This is a genomic window from Duganella guangzhouensis (assembly GCF_009674535.1).
Classification (GTDB): domain Bacteria; phylum Pseudomonadota; class Gammaproteobacteria; order Burkholderiales; family Burkholderiaceae_D; genus Rugamonas; species Rugamonas guangzhouensis.
On sequence record NZ_WKJK01000003.1, the window covers coordinates 137,589 to 152,911 of the forward strand.

Annotated in this window: 14 protein-coding genes; 8 read left to right on the top strand and 6 right to left on the bottom strand. The window is 63.1% G+C overall.

Annotated elements, in window-relative coordinates; translation table 11 throughout:
* Positions 1 to 61 precede the first annotated feature (61 nt).
* From GJ699_RS06650 to GJ699_RS06675, 5 genes are all read left to right on the top strand, one after another.
* Positions 62 to 1,855 (top strand): thiamine pyrophosphate-requiring protein, encoded by a 1,794-nt coding sequence (locus GJ699_RS06650; RefSeq protein ID WP_154374376.1) that lies wholly within the window; start codon positions 62 to 64, stop codon positions 1,853 to 1,855.
* Between the two features lie 160 nt (positions 1,856 to 2,015).
* Positions 2,016 to 4,829 carry an SDR family oxidoreductase gene (locus GJ699_RS34450; protein WP_229261977.1) on the top strand — a complete coding sequence of 938 codons (2,814 nt, stop codon included), beginning with the start codon at positions 2,016 to 2,018 and terminating at the stop codon, positions 4,827 to 4,829.
* Positions 4,830 to 4,947: 118 nt separating this feature from the next.
* Entirely contained in the window at positions 4,948 to 5,793 is an 846-nt protein-coding gene (ppk2, locus tag GJ699_RS06665) for a polyphosphate kinase 2 (RefSeq protein ID WP_371867499.1), read from the top strand.
* A 55-nt stretch (positions 5,794 to 5,848) separates the two neighbouring features.
* Positions 5,849 to 6,508 (top strand): hypothetical protein, encoded by a 660-nt coding sequence (locus tag GJ699_RS06670; RefSeq protein ID WP_154374377.1) that lies wholly within the window; start codon positions 5,849 to 5,851, stop codon positions 6,506 to 6,508.
* Positions 6,509 to 6,518: 10 nt separating this feature from the next.
* Positions 6,519 to 6,896 carry a glyoxalase superfamily protein gene (locus GJ699_RS06675; RefSeq protein ID WP_154374379.1) on the top strand — a complete coding sequence of 126 codons (378 nt, stop codon included), beginning with the start codon at positions 6,519 to 6,521 and terminating at the stop codon, positions 6,894 to 6,896.
* On the opposite strand, the gene aqpZ is transcribed toward GJ699_RS06675, so the two are convergent.
* A complete protein-coding gene (gene aqpZ / locus GJ699_RS06680; protein ID WP_154374381.1) occupies positions 6,893 to 7,579 on the bottom strand; it encodes an aquaporin Z in 687 nt (228 codons plus the stop codon). The two genes, GJ699_RS06675 and aqpZ, sit on opposite strands and share 4 nt — an antisense overlap.
* A 114-nt stretch (positions 7,580 to 7,693) precedes the next feature.
* Positions 7,694 to 8,026 carry a DMT family transporter gene (locus GJ699_RS06685; protein ID WP_154374383.1) on the bottom strand — a complete coding sequence of 111 codons (333 nt, stop codon included), beginning with the start codon at positions 8,024 to 8,026 and terminating at the stop codon, positions 7,694 to 7,696.
* 79 nt (positions 8,027 to 8,105) lie between these two features.
* On the opposite strand from GJ699_RS06685, the gene GJ699_RS06690 reads away from it, so the two are divergent.
* A complete protein-coding gene (locus GJ699_RS06690) occupies positions 8,106 to 8,576 on the top strand; it encodes a hypothetical protein (RefSeq protein ID WP_154374385.1) in 471 nt (156 codons plus the stop codon).
* Between the two features lie 42 nt (positions 8,577 to 8,618).
* Positions 8,619 to 9,653, top strand: a complete 1,035-nt coding sequence (locus tag GJ699_RS06695) for a DUF5700 domain-containing putative Zn-dependent protease (protein ID WP_154374387.1) — start codon at positions 8,619 to 8,621, stop codon at positions 9,651 to 9,653.
* Here GJ699_RS06695 and GJ699_RS06700 read toward each other — a convergent pair.
* The gene (locus GJ699_RS06700; protein ID WP_154374389.1) at positions 9,647 to 11,965 is read right to left on the bottom strand and encodes a GH92 family glycosyl hydrolase; all 2,319 of its coding nucleotides are present in this window, start codon (positions 11,963 to 11,965) and stop codon (positions 9,647 to 9,649) included. The genes GJ699_RS06695 and GJ699_RS06700 overlap by 7 nt on opposite strands.
* Before the next feature lie 96 nt (positions 11,966 to 12,061).
* Positions 12,062 to 12,955 (bottom strand): MurR/RpiR family transcriptional regulator, encoded by an 894-nt coding sequence (locus GJ699_RS06705; RefSeq protein ID WP_154374391.1) that lies wholly within the window; start codon positions 12,953 to 12,955, stop codon positions 12,062 to 12,064.
* A gap of 121 nt (positions 12,956 to 13,076) precedes the next feature.
* Here GJ699_RS06705 and GJ699_RS06710 point away from each other — a divergent pair, with 121 nt between their 5' ends.
* Complete coding sequence (locus GJ699_RS06710) at positions 13,077 to 13,391, top strand: FlxA-like family protein (protein WP_154374393.1); 315 nt, start codon at positions 13,077 to 13,079, stop codon at positions 13,389 to 13,391.
* On the opposite strand, the gene GJ699_RS06715 is transcribed toward GJ699_RS06710, so the two are convergent.
* Both GJ699_RS06715 and GJ699_RS06720 read right to left on the bottom strand, forming a co-directional pair.
* Positions 13,369 to 14,589, bottom strand: coding sequence for a cyanophycinase (locus GJ699_RS06715; RefSeq protein WP_229261978.1), 1,221 nt, complete (start codon positions 14,587 to 14,589; stop codon positions 13,369 to 13,371). The two genes, GJ699_RS06710 and GJ699_RS06715, sit on opposite strands and share 23 nt — an antisense overlap.
* Before the next feature lie 40 nt (positions 14,590 to 14,629).
* Positions 14,630 to 15,322, bottom strand: a complete 693-nt coding sequence (locus tag GJ699_RS06720) for a helix-turn-helix transcriptional regulator (RefSeq protein WP_154374395.1) — start codon at positions 15,320 to 15,322, stop codon at positions 14,630 to 14,632.
* Between the last annotated feature and the right edge of the window lies 1 nt (position 15,323).

Here is a 15,323-nt window from a genome sequence, read left to right on the forward strand (position 1 = left end):
GCGCAATAGTTCGCTTTGCCGCTAGAATCGGGCCTCGAACCTGACGACGACGAGGTGCGGCATGGCGACGGTGGGTGACTTTGTGCTGAAACGATTGGCAGCCTGGGGCGTGAAACGCGTCTACGGCTATCCTGGAGATGGCATCAACGGCGTGGTCGGCGCCTTCGGCCACGGCGATCCCGGCATCGAATTCTTCCAGACCCGGCACGAGGAACTGGCCGCCTTCATGGCCTGCGCCCATGCCAAGTTCAGCGGCGAGGTAGGCGTCTGCCTGGCCACCTCCGGCCCTGGCGCCATCCACCTGCTGAACGGCTTGTACGACGCAAAAATGGACCATCAGCCGGTGGTTGCCATCGTCGGCCAGCAAAGCCGCATGGCGCTCGGCGGCGACTATCAGCAGGAAGTCGATCTGCTGTCGCTGTTCAAGGACGTCGCCCACGATTTCGTGCAGATGGCCACCACCCCGGCCCAGGTACGCCATCTGGTCGACCGCGCCGTGCGCATCGCCATCGAACGCCGCACCGTCACCTGCATCATCCTGCCCAACGATCTGCAAGACATGGACGCGGTTGAAACGCCGCCGCGTGAACATGGCACCATCCACAGCGGCATCGGTTACACCGGCCACGCGCTGGTGCCGGGCGCCGAAGACCTGCAACGCGCTGCCGCCATCCTCAACGCCGGCAAGAAGGTCGCCATCCTGGCCGGCGCCGGCGCGCTGCACGCCACCGAGGAACTGATCGCCGTCGCCGACAAGCTGGGTGCGGGCATCGCCAAAGCGCTGCTGGGCAAAGCCGCCGTGCCGGACACGCTGCCCTATGTGACCGGCTCGATCGGCCTGCTCGGCACCAAACCCAGTTGGGACTTGATGAACGATTGCGACACCCTGCTGATGGTGGGTTCAGCTTTCCCCTATTCCGAATTCCTGCCCAAGGAAGGCCAGGCGCGCGCGGTGCAGATCGATATCGACCCGCGCATGCTGAACCTGCGTTACCCGATGGAAGTCTGCCTGGCCGGCGACAGCGCCGCCACGCTGCGAGCGCTGCTGCCCCTGCTGAACCAGCAGCCCGACCGTAGCTGGCGCCAGCAGATCGAAGACAACGTCGCAGACTGGTGGCAGGTGCTCGAAGCGCGCGCCATGAACGACGCCAAGCCGGTCAATCCGCAGCGCGTGTTCTGGGAACTGTCGCCGCGCCTGCCGGACAACGTCATCCTCACCTGCGACTCCGGCTCCTGCGCCAGCTGGTATGCGCGCGACCTCAAGCTGCGCCAGGGCATGACGGCGTCACTGTCCGGCGGCCTGGCCACCATGGGTTCGGCGCTGCCCTACGCGCTGGCGGCCAAATGCGTCCAGCCCGACCGGCCAGTGATCGCGCTACTGGGCGACGGCGCCATGCAGATGCTGGGCGTGAACGCGCTGATTACCTTGGCCAACAGCTGGCGCACATGGAGCGATCCGCGCCTGATCATCATGGTGCTCAACAACGGCGACCTCAACATGGTCAGTTGGGAGCAGCGCATCACCGAAGGCGACGCCAAGCTGAAGGCATCACAGGATCTGCCGCCCTTCCCTTATGCCGCCTACGCCGAACTGCTGGGACTGCGCGGCCTCCGCGTCGACCGCCCCGAAGACGTGGCGCCGGCCTGGGAGCGGGCGCTGGCCTCACCGGTACCCACGCTGCTGGAAATGGTCACCGATCCGGACGTGCCGCCGTTGCCGCCTCACGTCTCCTCCAAGCAGGCCAGCCACTATCTGCGCGCCCTGCTGCGCGGCGATCCCGATGCGCTGGGCGTGGTCACCGCCACCATCAAGGAAGTATGGGACGGTCTGTTCCACGGCAAGCACAAGCACTGATTCGTTGCACAAATGCCGCACGACGCCCGCCAGCGCGCCCCGGTGCTGACTCGTCACGCCATGCGTTTGGCTCCTGAAGCCAGTGCAAAATAGCTAGTCACCTCGCGGTTTCGCTCTAAGATCGGCTCATTGCAGTTCTGACACCGTTTCTGAGCAACCTATGACACCAGCATTGAATGTGCAAGCGGCACTCTCCGGCAAGCGCGTGCTGCTCACCGGCAGCACCGGATTCCTCGCCAAAGTAGTGCTGGAAAAGCTGATCCGCACCGTACCCGACATCGGCCGCATCGTGCTGCTGATCCGCGGCGACGCCCAGGCCCGTTTCCGGCGCGACATCGCCAGTTCCTCCATCTTCGACCGCCTGCGCGCCGACAACCCGGCCGCGCTGGAACGCTTCTTCAACGAGAAAATCGAATGCATCAGCGGCGAGCTGACCGCGCCCGGCTTCGGCCTGCCGATCACCAGCTTTAACGCGCTGGCACGCCGCATCGACCTGGTGATCAACACCGCCGCCAGCGTCAACTTCCGCGAGGCGCTGGACGAGGCACTATCCATCAATGCCCTCAGTGTGCAGCACATCACCGAGCTGGCGCGCGCCAGCCATGCGCCGCTGATTCAGGTATCGACCTGCTACGTCAACGGCTACAACAAGGGCGCGATGCACGAGCAGAACGTGACGCCGGCCCGCGCCGCGATTCCGCGCCACGCCGATGGCCATTATGATTTATACGGTTTACTCCAGCACCTGCAGCACCGCATCGTCGAACTGCGCGCCGACATCGACGACGAAGAGGAACGCACGCGCCGCCTGACGCAACTGGGCATCGAGGAAGCCAACTACCACGGCTGGAACGACACCTACACCTTCACCAAATGGATGGGTGAACAACTGGCCATGGCCGGCATGCGCGGCCGCGCGCTCACCATCGTGCGCCCCTCCATCATCGAGAGCACGCTGGAGGAACCGGTGCCTGGCTGGATCGAAGGCGTCAAGGTGGCCGACGCCATCATCCTCGCCTACGCGCGTGGCAAGACCGACTTCTTCCCCGCCAAACCGAATCAGGTGGCGGACATCGTACCGGCCGACCTGGTCGCCAACAGCATCATCCTGGCCGCCGCCGAAGCGCTGCAATCGCCGCCGGCCACCCGCGTCTACCAATGCTGCACCGGCTCCAGCAATCCGGTGACGGTCGGCCGCGTGATCGAACTGATACAGGGCGAAGCGCGCCGCAACTGGCGCCAGTACGAGCGCCTGTTCTATCGCCAACCCAAGCACGACTTCCGCGTCGTCAGCCGCCCCGCCTTCCTGCTGACCATGCGCGCCATGGGCCTGGCCGCCGCATGCTGGAGCGGCGTGCGCAAACTGCTCGGCGCCGGCGAATCGCCCAAACTGGAAGCGCTGCGCACCACTCAGCTGCTGGCCCTGACCTTTTCGTTCTACACCGCGCCGCGCTACGTGTTCCATAACGACCGCCTGCAGTCGCTGGCGCAACGCTTCGGCGCCGAAGACCGCGCCCGCTACAGCGTCGACACCAGCGCCATCGACTGGTGCGATTATCTGTGCCGCGTCCACATGGGTGGCCTGAACCGTTACGCGCTGCGCCCTCGCCCAAGCGAACCCGCCAAGCCGGCCAGGCCCGCAAGCGCCGCCATGACCCACCGCGACTATGCCTGGCACCGCATGGATACCCGCAACAATCTGATGGTCATCAACAGCATCCTGCTGTTTGAAGGCGCGGTCGACATGGAGCGACTGGTGACCACCATCGCCCACCGCCTGCCCAACTATCCGCGCTTCACGCAAAAAGTAGTGGGCCGGCGCTGGGTCGAGGACGAGCAGTTCGACATCCACCGCCACATCAAGCTGGAACGGATGCAGCACGAGGTCTCGCGCGCCGAGCTGCAAGACCATCTGACCCGATTGGCCCACCTGCCGCTGGAGCCTGACCGGCCAAGGTGGCATATGACGGTGCTGGATCGCGTCAACGGCGGCCACGCCATCGTGTTCCGCGTCCACCACTGCATTACCGACGGCCTGGGACTGGTGCACGTGCTGAATCACCTCACTGACAACAACGGCCTGCATGGCACCACGCCGTCGCCGGTCGGCCATCCGCACCGCGCGGTGGCACATAATCCGGTGTGCTCGGCGGTGGTGCGCGGCCTGTCGTGGGCCAAGATCGGCTTCCACGTCGCCCGCCTGTCGGTGCTGTGGCCGGACGCGCATACCCAGTTCAAGGCGCCGATGACCGGCGCCAAGCAACTGGTCTGGTTGCCGCCGCTGCAGATGGACCGCGTGCGCGCCATGTCCAAGCGCATGGGCGTGACCCTGAATGACGTCTGGGTCGCCGCCGTCTCCGGCGCGCTGCGCAACTACCTGGGCGAGCGCGGACAACGTCCCGATGGCCGCGCCCTGCGCGCCGCCGTCACCTTCAACCTGCGCGAAAAGGCCAACGCCTTCCAGCTCGGGAACGAATTCGGCCTGGTGGCGATGGACCTGCCAACCAATGCCGAGCATCCATGCGACCGCCTGCGGCTGTCCAGCAGCCGCATGACCGCCATCAAGCGCTCGCACCAGCCGCGCGCCACCATGGCCTTCCTGTCACTGGCCGGCTGCCTGCCGACCCGCTTGCAGCATTTCGCGCTGGACCTGTTCACCTCCAAAGGCTCGGTGGTGCTGACCAATATCGAAGGTCCGGCCAGCCGCCGTTTTCTGGCCGGCTCGCGCCTGACGGACCTGATCTGCTGGGTGCCGCAGGCCGGCAAGCTGGGCGTGGGACTGGCGTTCATCTCCTACGCCGGCCAGATCCAGCTGGCGCTATTCGTGGATACCGACCTGGTGCCCGATCCGGATCGCCTGATGCAGCTGACCTACGATGCCTTCGAAGAGCTGGAACTGGCGACTCAGCATGCCGAAGCGCCGCAGCCGGCCGCCGAACCGGAGTTGCCTGGCCTGGTCACAACGCCGTCATAATCCACGCGTAAGCTACTCCTCAATTCAAAATGAGGAGTATTGCGTGAACTTGAACGAGCATGAACTGCTGGAACGCGTCCAGCGCGAACTGACCGACAGCTACGACGAAGAACTGGAGATGGAGCTGGAAGATCGTGAGATCGACCCGCACACCCGCCAGGTGGTCGAGCGCGAACGCAGCGCCGAAGCCAAGGAAGAGCGCCGCCTCTACTTCCGCGAGTTGTTCCGACTGCAGGCCGAGCTGGTCAAGCTGCAGGACTGGGTGGTCCACACCGGCCACAAAGTGGTTATCCTGTTTGAAGGACGCGATGCCGCCGGCAAGGGCGGCGTCATCAAGCGCATCGTGCAGCGCCTGAATCCGCGCGTATGCCGCGTGGCCGCGCTGCCAGCGCCCAACAACCGCGAACGCACGCAATGGTACTTCCAGCGCTACGTGTCGCACCTGCCGGCCGCCGGCGAAATCGTACTGTTCGACCGCAGCTGGTACAACCGTGCCGGCGTCGAGCGCGTGATGGGCTTCTGCAGCGACGAACAGTACGAGGAATTCTTCCAGACCGTGCCGGAATTCGAGCGCATGCTGGTCCGTTCCGGCATCCAGGTCATCAAATACTGGTTCTCGATTTCGGACGAAGAACAGAATGCGCGCTTCCTGGGCCGCATCCACGACCCGCTGAAGCAATGGAAGCTCAGCCCGATGGACCTGGAGTCGCGCCGCCGCTGGGAGGAATACACCCGGGCCAAGGAAGTGATGCTGGAGCGCACCCACATCCCCGAAGCACCATGGTGGGTGGTGCAAGGCGTCGACAAGAAAAAGGCACGCCTGAACTGCATCCATCACCTGCTGGGGCAGATGCCGTATGAGGAAGTGGCGCATCCGGCGATCGAACTGCCGGAGCGCGAATACCACGATGACTACGTGCGCCGCCCTGTTCCGCCGGAAATTATTGTCCCCGAGGTTTATTAATTTTAAAATAACTGCTAAAATACCAACCTTCTCAAATGAAAGAATTGGTACTTAAATGCGTACTGCTTCGTTTAGCTTTAACCCCCATCGTTTGGTCGCACTGCTGCTGACGCCACGCGCGTTCTTTGCCGATCCGAACACCACCAGCGATCGGCGCGGCATCATGATCGCCGCCGCGCTGGCAGGTATCGCCAACGCCATCGACCGCATCGACCAAGGGCTGCTGAAATCCGACATGCGCAGCGAGGACGTGAGCCAACTGACCGGCTTCTACGGCGACGTGGTCAACTCCTGGTTCAGCTACTGGACGCTGGTGCTGATCGGCGGCATGGTCAGCAGCGTGGTGAGCTGGTATTTGCGCGGCTGGTGGTATCGCAAGCGTCTGGAATGGTCCGGCGCGGAGGACGTGCCGCCTGACGATGCGCGCAGCGTGGCGACGCTGCAGAATCTGGTCCTGGCACTGCCGCTGGTCGCGCTGCCGGTGATCCAGACCTTCAGCTACGCCAACTACGCCGAAGCGTGGAATGCCAACAGCGCCGCCAACATGCTGCTGATTGTGTTCGTTCTATGGTCCTGCTGGACCAGCTATTGCGCCGCCACCACCGTGTTCACGCTGCGCAAGGGGTCGGCGCGCTTCTGGTTCCTGATTCTGCCGCTGGTGTTTTATGTGCTGGCGCTGGGCGTGATTGGTGTAATCTACAGCTTAATCCACTAACGGAGACATCATGAGCCTGGGCACCGTCACTCCCATCCTGCGCATGTTTGATGAAACACTGACGCGCGCTTTCTATGTCGACTTCCTCGGCTTCAAAGTCGACTGGGAGCACCGCTTCGAGGGCAACTTCCCTTTGTACACGCAGGTGTCGAAGGATGGCTGCCTGCTGCACCTGTCCGGCCACTTCGGCGACTGCGCGCCCGGCGCGGCGATCCGCATCGCCACTTCCGACGTCGACGCCTATCAGGCCGAACTGATCGCCAAAGAGTACAAGCACGCACGGCCTGGCGTGGCCGAAGTGCCATGGGGCGGACGCGAAATGACCATCATCGACCCATCAGGCAACCGGCTCACGTTCTTCAACCGCGAGCCGGAAATTTCCGCTTAGTCCTTGCTGCCGATCAGACGATAAACCACCGCGCCCAGCAGCGCACCAACAATCGGCGCCACCCAGAACAGCCACAGCTGGCTGGTGGCCCAACCGCCAACGTACACCGCCACCGCGGTGCTGCGCGCCGGATTGACCGAAGTATTGGTGACCGGGATGCTGATCAGGTGGATCAAGGTCAGGCACAGGCCGATCGGCAGCGGCGCGAAGCCAGCCGGCGCGCGCGCATCCGTGGCGCCCAGAATCACGATCAGGAACATCATCGTCAGCACCACTTCGCATACCAGCGCGGCGGTCAGCGAGAAACCGCCTGGCGAATGTTCGCCATAGCCGTTGGAGGCGAAGCCGCCGGCCACATCGAAGCCGGCCTTGCCGCTGGCGATCAGATACAGCACGCCGCCGGCGACGATGCCGCCCAACACCTGCGCCACAATGTACGGCAGCAGTTTATTGGCCGGGAAGCGGCCGCCAGCCCACAGGCCAATCGACACCGCCGGATTCAAATGGCAGCCGGAGATATGACCGATCGCATAGGCCATGGTCAGCACCGTCAAACCAAACGCCAGCGAGACGCCGACAAAGCCGATGCCCAGCCCCGGAAACGCCGCCGCCAGCACCGCGCTGCCACAGCCGCCCAGCACCAGCCAAAACGTCCCGAAAAATTCCGCACCATACGATTTCATTGCATTTTCCTTAAGGTTATAATTGCCAAAAGGATAGCTTCTGATTAATTAAAAAGCAAATTTATAGATGTAACAAAAGATCCGCCCGGATGGCGCGCAAGCCTGTGCCAGCCATCAGCTGTGGCCGACTTTGGAAAACACGTTCATGATCACCACGCCGGTGATAATCAGACCCATGCCGATCATCGCCGGCAGGTCCAGCTTCTGGCCGAACAGCAGCCAGCCGGCGGTGGCGATCAGGATAATGCCGACACCCGACCAGATTGCATACGCCACGCCGACCGGTATCGAGCGCAGCGTCACCGACAGAAAATAGAACGCCACCACATAACCCACCGCCACCAGCACCGATGGCCACAACCGCGTAAATCCCTCGCTCGACTTCAATGCCGAGGTGGCGATCGTTTCTGCCACGATGGCAATCGCCAGGCATAACCATTTATTCATCCATACTCCCTTTCTGTTCGCGGTCTAACTGAAAACGCGCCAATCACCAGCAATAATTGGCGCATTTGGAGTGACCATAATGAAGATACCTAAGCTGCTCTCATCGGCCCTGATTGGCGCCGTCGCCAGCGCGCGTTCCATGACGCCGATGGCGACCATCGCCACCGCTCGCCTCGCGCATCGCCGCACCAGCGGCGAATTGTTCCTGCTCGATCGTCCCACCTTCAAATACGGCGCGCTGGCCATGGGTCTCGGTGAACTGGCCGGCGACAAGATGAAGACCGCGCCCGATCGCACCGTGTTCCTTGGCCTGCTGGCGCGCGTGATGAGCGCGGGCATCGCCGGTGCCGCGCTGGCGCCGCGTGGCCGCGAATCCGCCGGCGCGGCGGTCGCCGTCGCCACCGCCGTACCGCTGGCCTATGTGACGCTGTCGGCGCGCAAGCAGGCGATGGCCAAAATCGGCCAGACCCGCAGCGGCTTGATTGAAGACGCGCTGATCGTCGCCGCCGGCGTGGCGATTGTCGCCCTTTCCACCCGCGCACAAGACTGAGGCGGTGCTATTCTATGACATTCCCTTATTCCCGGAGTGTCAATGAAGCTGTCAGCAGTCTTTGCCGCCTTGGCGCTGTTATGCGCCGCTCCATCCCATGCCGATCAACTGCGATTCGAATTCGATTTTGAGACGGCGAAGACCGTCAGCACCGCTATCAGCAGCGGCAATTTCGACCAGGCCGCCGCGCTATGCGAGCAGTCCGACGGCAAGGCGATGATACGCAAGATGCAGCTCAAGGATTGCGATGGCCTGACCCAGTGGCTGAAAAAACTGCGCAACAGCCAGAAGGTCGTACGCGCTGCAACCACGGTCGCCGCCGAATTATCCCAGCCAGGCTATGGGCGCTATGCGCCGCTGGCGGCCGAGGTGCGGCGACAGATCAAAGAATATGTGCCCACCGATTTCGGTGCCAACATCAGGGTACATTTCATCTTCGGCAGCACCTCCGGCGGCTTCGCCTTTGACGATGTGCGGGACGATGTTTACGTCGACTTGCTGTACAGCGAAGCCGCCAGCACCCAGGAGCTGGCCGAAATGGTCGCCCATGAACTGTTCCACGCAGTGCAGTTCCACGTCATGCGTGCTGAAAACCTGCCTCGCCAGCGTGGCGCAGCCGCCAGCACCGGCCCGGTATGGCTGAACCACCTGCTGGTGCATCTGGAGCAGGAGGGCACGGCCGAACTGTTCACGCATCCGCTGGCCGAGCGCCCGGTCACGCCCTACTCCAACCGGCGCTACCTGGGCATCGCCCGCAATGCCAACCGCATCGGCGATGTGGTAACCATGTTTGAAACCCTGGGCTGGCGCATGCGCCTCGCGCCGCCGGACAATGAGGACGCCTACGATCGCATCTACGGTCTGATGTTCACCACCGACTTCGACGAAACCGCCTACGACCTTGGCTGGCTGATGGCCACCACCATCATCAAGCACGATGGCAAGGCGGCCATCTTCGAGATGCTGAAGCAGCCGCCCAAAAACTTCGTGCTGCGCTATCAGGCGCTGGCCAAGAATGACGACAAACTTCCCGTCTTCAGCGCCGACTTCCTCAAGGAAGTCGAAGCGCTTCAGTAAGCAGTCTGCGTGTACGGCCGCGCGCTGGTGGCCTTGCCCCAGTCCTTGTTCGGCTGCGCCGACATGGTGAATACCAGCTCGCCGCCGGCCGTAATCTGATCGTGACGCAGGAAGGTCTGCGCCAACGGCTTGCCGTTCAGCGTGACGCCGGCCACGTAGATGTTCTCCTTGCTCAGCCCCAGCGCGCGGATGGTGAAGCGTTTGCCGTTGGGCAGATTCAGCTCCGCCTTATCCAGGAACGGCCGGCCGATCACGTACTCATTGCTGCCCGGCGCCACCGGATAAAAGCCCAGCGCCGTAAACGCCAGCCAGGCCGACATCTGCCCCAGATCGTCATTACCCGACAAGCCAGCCGGCGTGGTGTCGTACTGCGACGCCACCACCTGCGTCAGACGCGCCTGCGTTTTCCACGGCGCGCCGGCATAGTTATACAGATAGGCCACATGGTGCGACGGCTCATTGCCATGCGCATAGTGGCCGATCAGGCCCGAGATGTCTTCCATGTGTGCGTACACATTCTCGTCCACCTTGGCGTCGAACACCTGGTCGATCTTGTCCTGCAGCGCGCGGTCGCCGCCCAGCATCTTGATCAAGCCCGCGTTATCGTGCGGCATATACCAGGAATACTGCCACGCGCTGCCTTCGGTATAGTCGCTGCCGAAGTTGGACAGCACCGGATTGAACGGCTCGCGGAACTGGCCGTCCGATTTGCGCGCGCGCAGGAAGCCGGTCTTGACGTCGAACGAGTTGCGATAATTCTGCGCCCGTTTGTAATAGCGCGCGGCGATGTCCTTTTTGCCCATCTTCTCCGCCATGCGGGCGATGGTCCAGTCGTCAAACGCATACTCCACTGTCTTGGACGCCGCCTCCGGCTCCAGATCGATCGGTACATAGCCCAGCTTCATGTAGTACTGCAGGCCACCGTAAGGGCCATATTCGGCGCTGGCCGTCATCGCCTTCAGCGCCTCTTCGGCGTCGAAGCCTTTCAGCCCTTTCATGTAAGCGTCCGCGATCACCGGCACCGCGTGATAGCCGATCATGCACCAGGTCTCCAGGCCATGGAACTGCCACACCGGCAGAATGCCGTAGGGGCTGGCCTGCTGCGACGCGATCAGCGAGCGCACGAAATCGACGTTGCGTTGTTCCGGCTGGATCAGTGTCAGCAAGGGATGCAGCGCGCGGTAGGTGTCCCACAGCGAGAACGTGGAGTGATAACGGAAGCCGCTGGCCTGATGCACCTCGTTGTCCGGCCCGCGATAGCGGCCATCGCGATCCATGTACAGGCTAGGCGCCAGCATGCTGTGGTACAGCGCCGTGTAAGTCATCTTGCGCATCTCCGGTGCGGCCTCGATGGCGACCGCGCCCAGCGCCTCGTTCCACGCGGCCGATGCCTTGGCACGTTCGGCGTCGAAGTCCCAGCCCGGCATCTCGGCCAGATTGGCGATCGCGCCTTCTTCGCTGACGCCGGAAATCGCCACCTTCACCTGCAGCTGGCCATCCGACGGCACGCCGAATTCCAACGCGCCAACCAGCGCCTTGCCCTCCACCTGTGCCTTGTCGCCCGGACCACTACCCGGTCCCGCAAAGCCCTTGTACTCGACATCGCGCTCCATATTGCGCAGCGAGCGCACCGTCAGCGGATGGGAAAACTGGATCGCGAAATACAGCTGACGGCCGGCGGCCCAGCCACGCGTCTCGCGCATGCCGGTAATCAGCGTGTTATCGCGCACACGCAGGCGTGACCACAGATTCTTGGCCGCGTAATCGTAGATGCTGCTGCGCAGATCCAGCATCACCTTGGCCTCGGCGCCCTTGGCATAACGATAGCGGTGCAGGCCCACGCGCTCACTCGCGGTCAGCTCCACATCCACCTCATTGTCGGACAGCCGCACCGCGTAATAGCCCGGCTCCGCGCGTTCCTCCTTGTGGCTGAAGCGCGAGCGATAGCCGCTGAACGGCCGCTCCGGATACCCCGGCTCCCATTTGGTCTCGCCGCTATAAGGCATCAGCAGCACGTCGCCCAGGTCCGAGTGGCCGGAACCGGAGAAGTGCGTGTGCGAGAAGCCGAGGATGCTGTCATCGTCATAGCGATAGCCGGACGCCCACGGATAACTCTGGCGGAACGGCCGCACCTGCGTGTCTGGGCTCAGTTGCACCATGCCGAACGGCCGGGTGGCGCCGGGGAAGGTATGACCATCGCCACCGGTGCCGATGAAGACATCGACCGCCGCCGCCGGCGAGGTCTGGGCGATGGCGATCGCCGGAAGTGCCAGGACCAGCGCCAACGCGCCGGCTGGAAGATATTTGGACATGCGACCCCGCTACAAAAGACGATCCGACTTTATAGCGCGGGAGCGGACCACGGTCAAATGCGGCCGCGGTATATGGGGCGATGTTTAGTAAATACGCTAAACATCGTCGCACACCATGTACTCGCCGGTCATCTCGGTCAGGAGCTCGGCCTTCATCACGTTGCCCTGCTTGGACACCATCAGTTGCGTGATCAGCGCCTCCATCACCGCCACCGCCGCCACGTTGCTGCTGGCCAGCACCACGTGGGCACTGCTGGCATACAGCACGTGATCAGACAGTTCCACCATCGGTGCCGACGGTGTATCGGTGATCGCCACTACAGTCGCCTTTTTGTCGGCGGCGTACTGGGCCAGCCGCATCACGCCCGACGAATAGCGCGGCAGCGAAAAGGCGATCAGCACATCGCCGCGCCGGATATGCAGCAAGCGCGCAGCCGCCGTTTCGGTACCGCCCGGACCCGCCAGATCGACCACATGTTCGCAGAACGGCTGCAGATGGCGCGCCAGCATGAACGCCAGGCTGGACGACATGCCCATGCCCAGCACATACACGGTACGGGCAGCGCTGATCGTGCGTGCCACCTGCTCCAGTGCGCGCTGCGACAGCGAGCCATGGGTGGCGGCGACATTGGCGCGCGCGTACTCCAGGCTGGTCTGGCCGGCGGAACTGGTGGCGCCACGCGCCAGTGAGTTGCGCAGTTTTTCCACCGGCTGGATCGCGCTGTGCAGGGTTTCCGCCAGCGCGCTGCGCATCGCGCCGTAGCTGGCGAAGCCGATGTCGCGCGCGAAGCGGCTGATGGTCGCGGTTGAGACTTTGCAGCCCTCCGCCATTTCCTCGATCTTCAGCGCGGTGCCGCGCATTGGGTTGCGTATTAAATAATCCGCGATATTACGATGGGAGGCCGAACCCTCTGCCCTCACGCCGGCCAATAACTGCCCGAGCGCCGATTGGCCGAAGGCGACATCCGCTGGAACCGCTTCACCTGTCATGCTTAACTCAAATTTACACGAAAAGCGCAAGCATACGTGCATTTCAAGCAACTGTGCACTTAGTATTTACCCGTAAATGGCCGCCATATCAATGTGAACCCAACACCAACAGGAGTACACAATGAGCATTTCCATCAGCGGCAGCAGTAGCGTCAGCAGCACCGGCAGCCAGGGTCAGATCGAACGTCTGCAGGCCAGCATCAAGAACCTGCAAAAGCAGGCGCAATCACTGCAAAAGCAATTGCGCGAGTCCACCGACACCGACGAGCAGAAAATTCTGACCAAGGAGATCATGGACATTCAGCGTCAAATCCAGATGCAGGAACAGCAGATCGCCAATATTCAGCAGCAGGAACAGCAGAAGCAGGAAGCCCGCGACAAAATCAACGGTACTTCGACCAGCGGCAGCACGGTCAACGATACCAAGGCCTCGTAATGTGCAGCGGGCGCACGTCCATCCGCAAATTGAGGATGGTGTAAGCGTCCGCCACCGCCGACTCATAACCCACACTCTCGGCGTCGCGCGTCAGCTTGAATTCAAAGCCCAGGTCCTCGCGCGGATCGCCGGGGGCCGCAGTGGCGATGCCGATCGCCTCCTTGCGGGCATTGTGGATCAGCTTTTCCATCATCACCAACACCGTGTTGTGGCCGAGGATATCGGCCGAATACACCTGCTCGTCCGTATCCGGATTGGCCGGGTCCAGCTTGCCGTTTACCTTGTCGGCGGCCGGCGTGTATTCGTGACTCAGCAGGTTGTAGCGGTCGCCGCGATCCAGATAGCTGATGCGGACGTTGGACAAATTGAAGTCCTTCTCGCTGGCGTTGCGGGTGGCGCGGCTCACATCCAGCAGCAGCGCGCCCTGGTAGCCGATCACCTCGACATCGCGCTTGCCGTTGATGATGATGGCGGTGTTTTCATCGATGCCCAAGCCCTGCTTGTAGCCTTTTTTCAGCATCGCCGGCAGCATGCGGGCAAAGCGGCCGCGCGCCAGCAGATGCTGATCGACGAACAGGTCGGTGCCGACGAAGCCCAGGCCCGGCGCCAGTTCCTTGCCATCGTTGACGCCGACGCTCAACGTGCCCAGCACGGTGTCGGCCTCGTAATACATGGTGCTGCTCATGATGGCCGCGCCGGCGCTGGTACCGCCGATCACGCCACCCTTTTGGTAGACATCCCAGATCGCCTGCAGCACGGCGGTGCGTTTGCCGTCCGGGCGCACCAGCGCCTTGGTGATCAGTCCCTGGTCGCCCCCGGTGAAGTAAACGCCGCCGGCTTCGCGTATCGATTTGGCCAGCGTTTCGTCTTCGGCATCCTTCTGGTAGTCGCGGTCCTTGAAGCGTACCGCCACCGGCACCACGAAGGCGGAAGCGCCATATTTGTTCAGCGTGGCGGCCAGGTTGGCGCCGGAACGGGCCGGGTTGCCGGCCGCGCTGGGCATGACGGCGATGCGCGCGCCCGGACCGCCCGCCAGCTGCACCAAGCGTTGCCAGACCACGGCATTATCGGGGCGCAGCGCGCCGCCGGCGATCAGCAGGTTGCCCTGCGGCGGTGCTTCGGCGGCGGTGGATATCTGCATGGACAACGCTACCAGCGATACACACAACACGCGCATCGCTTTCATCAAACTCGTCATACGGTCTTCCCTGGTTGGTGTGAGGCGGCGCCGCGCCGGCTTATTCACGCCGGCGCAGCTGATCCATGTAATTATAAATCGTGAAGCGCGATACCCGCAGCGCGGCAGCCGCCCGCTCCACGCCACCCTTGACGATGAACAGGCCGCGCCGCTGCATCGCGCCCACCGCCTGGATCTTTTCCTCGCGCGTCAGCTTGTCGGCCGAACCGCCCGGCCCTACCGCCTGGCTGATAATCTCCTGCATCAGCGTATCCATCTGCCCTTCCGGCGGCGGTGCTTCCGGCGCCGCCGCTTGCTGCACGATGGGCTTGAGCATCCGCGTCAGCCAGCCTTGCGCCATCTGGAAGCCCGTCAGATCGGCGTTCAGGCACAGGGTGGCGAACGGTTCGCCACCAGCGTCGCGGAAAATGGCCGACGCGGAACGCAGCTCGCGGCCATCCGCCGTCACTGTCACGTAATCCTCCACCAGGCTATGCACCGCGCCATCCGGCGATTTGATGCGGGTGGCGGCGGCAAAGCCCTTGTCGTTCTGCGGCCCGGCCAGCACCGAGCTGCCGACTGTGCGGCCCGAAATATGACCGTTGGCGATGGCGATCACCGAGTTTTCGGGCTTGCTCACATCGTGCAGCACCACTTCCAGATGTGGTCCGGCCATCGAGGCCAGCATCGGCACGATGGGTTTGAGCGCGTTGATAACGGCCGCGCGCTCGGCGGCCAATGAAACAGCTTTCATC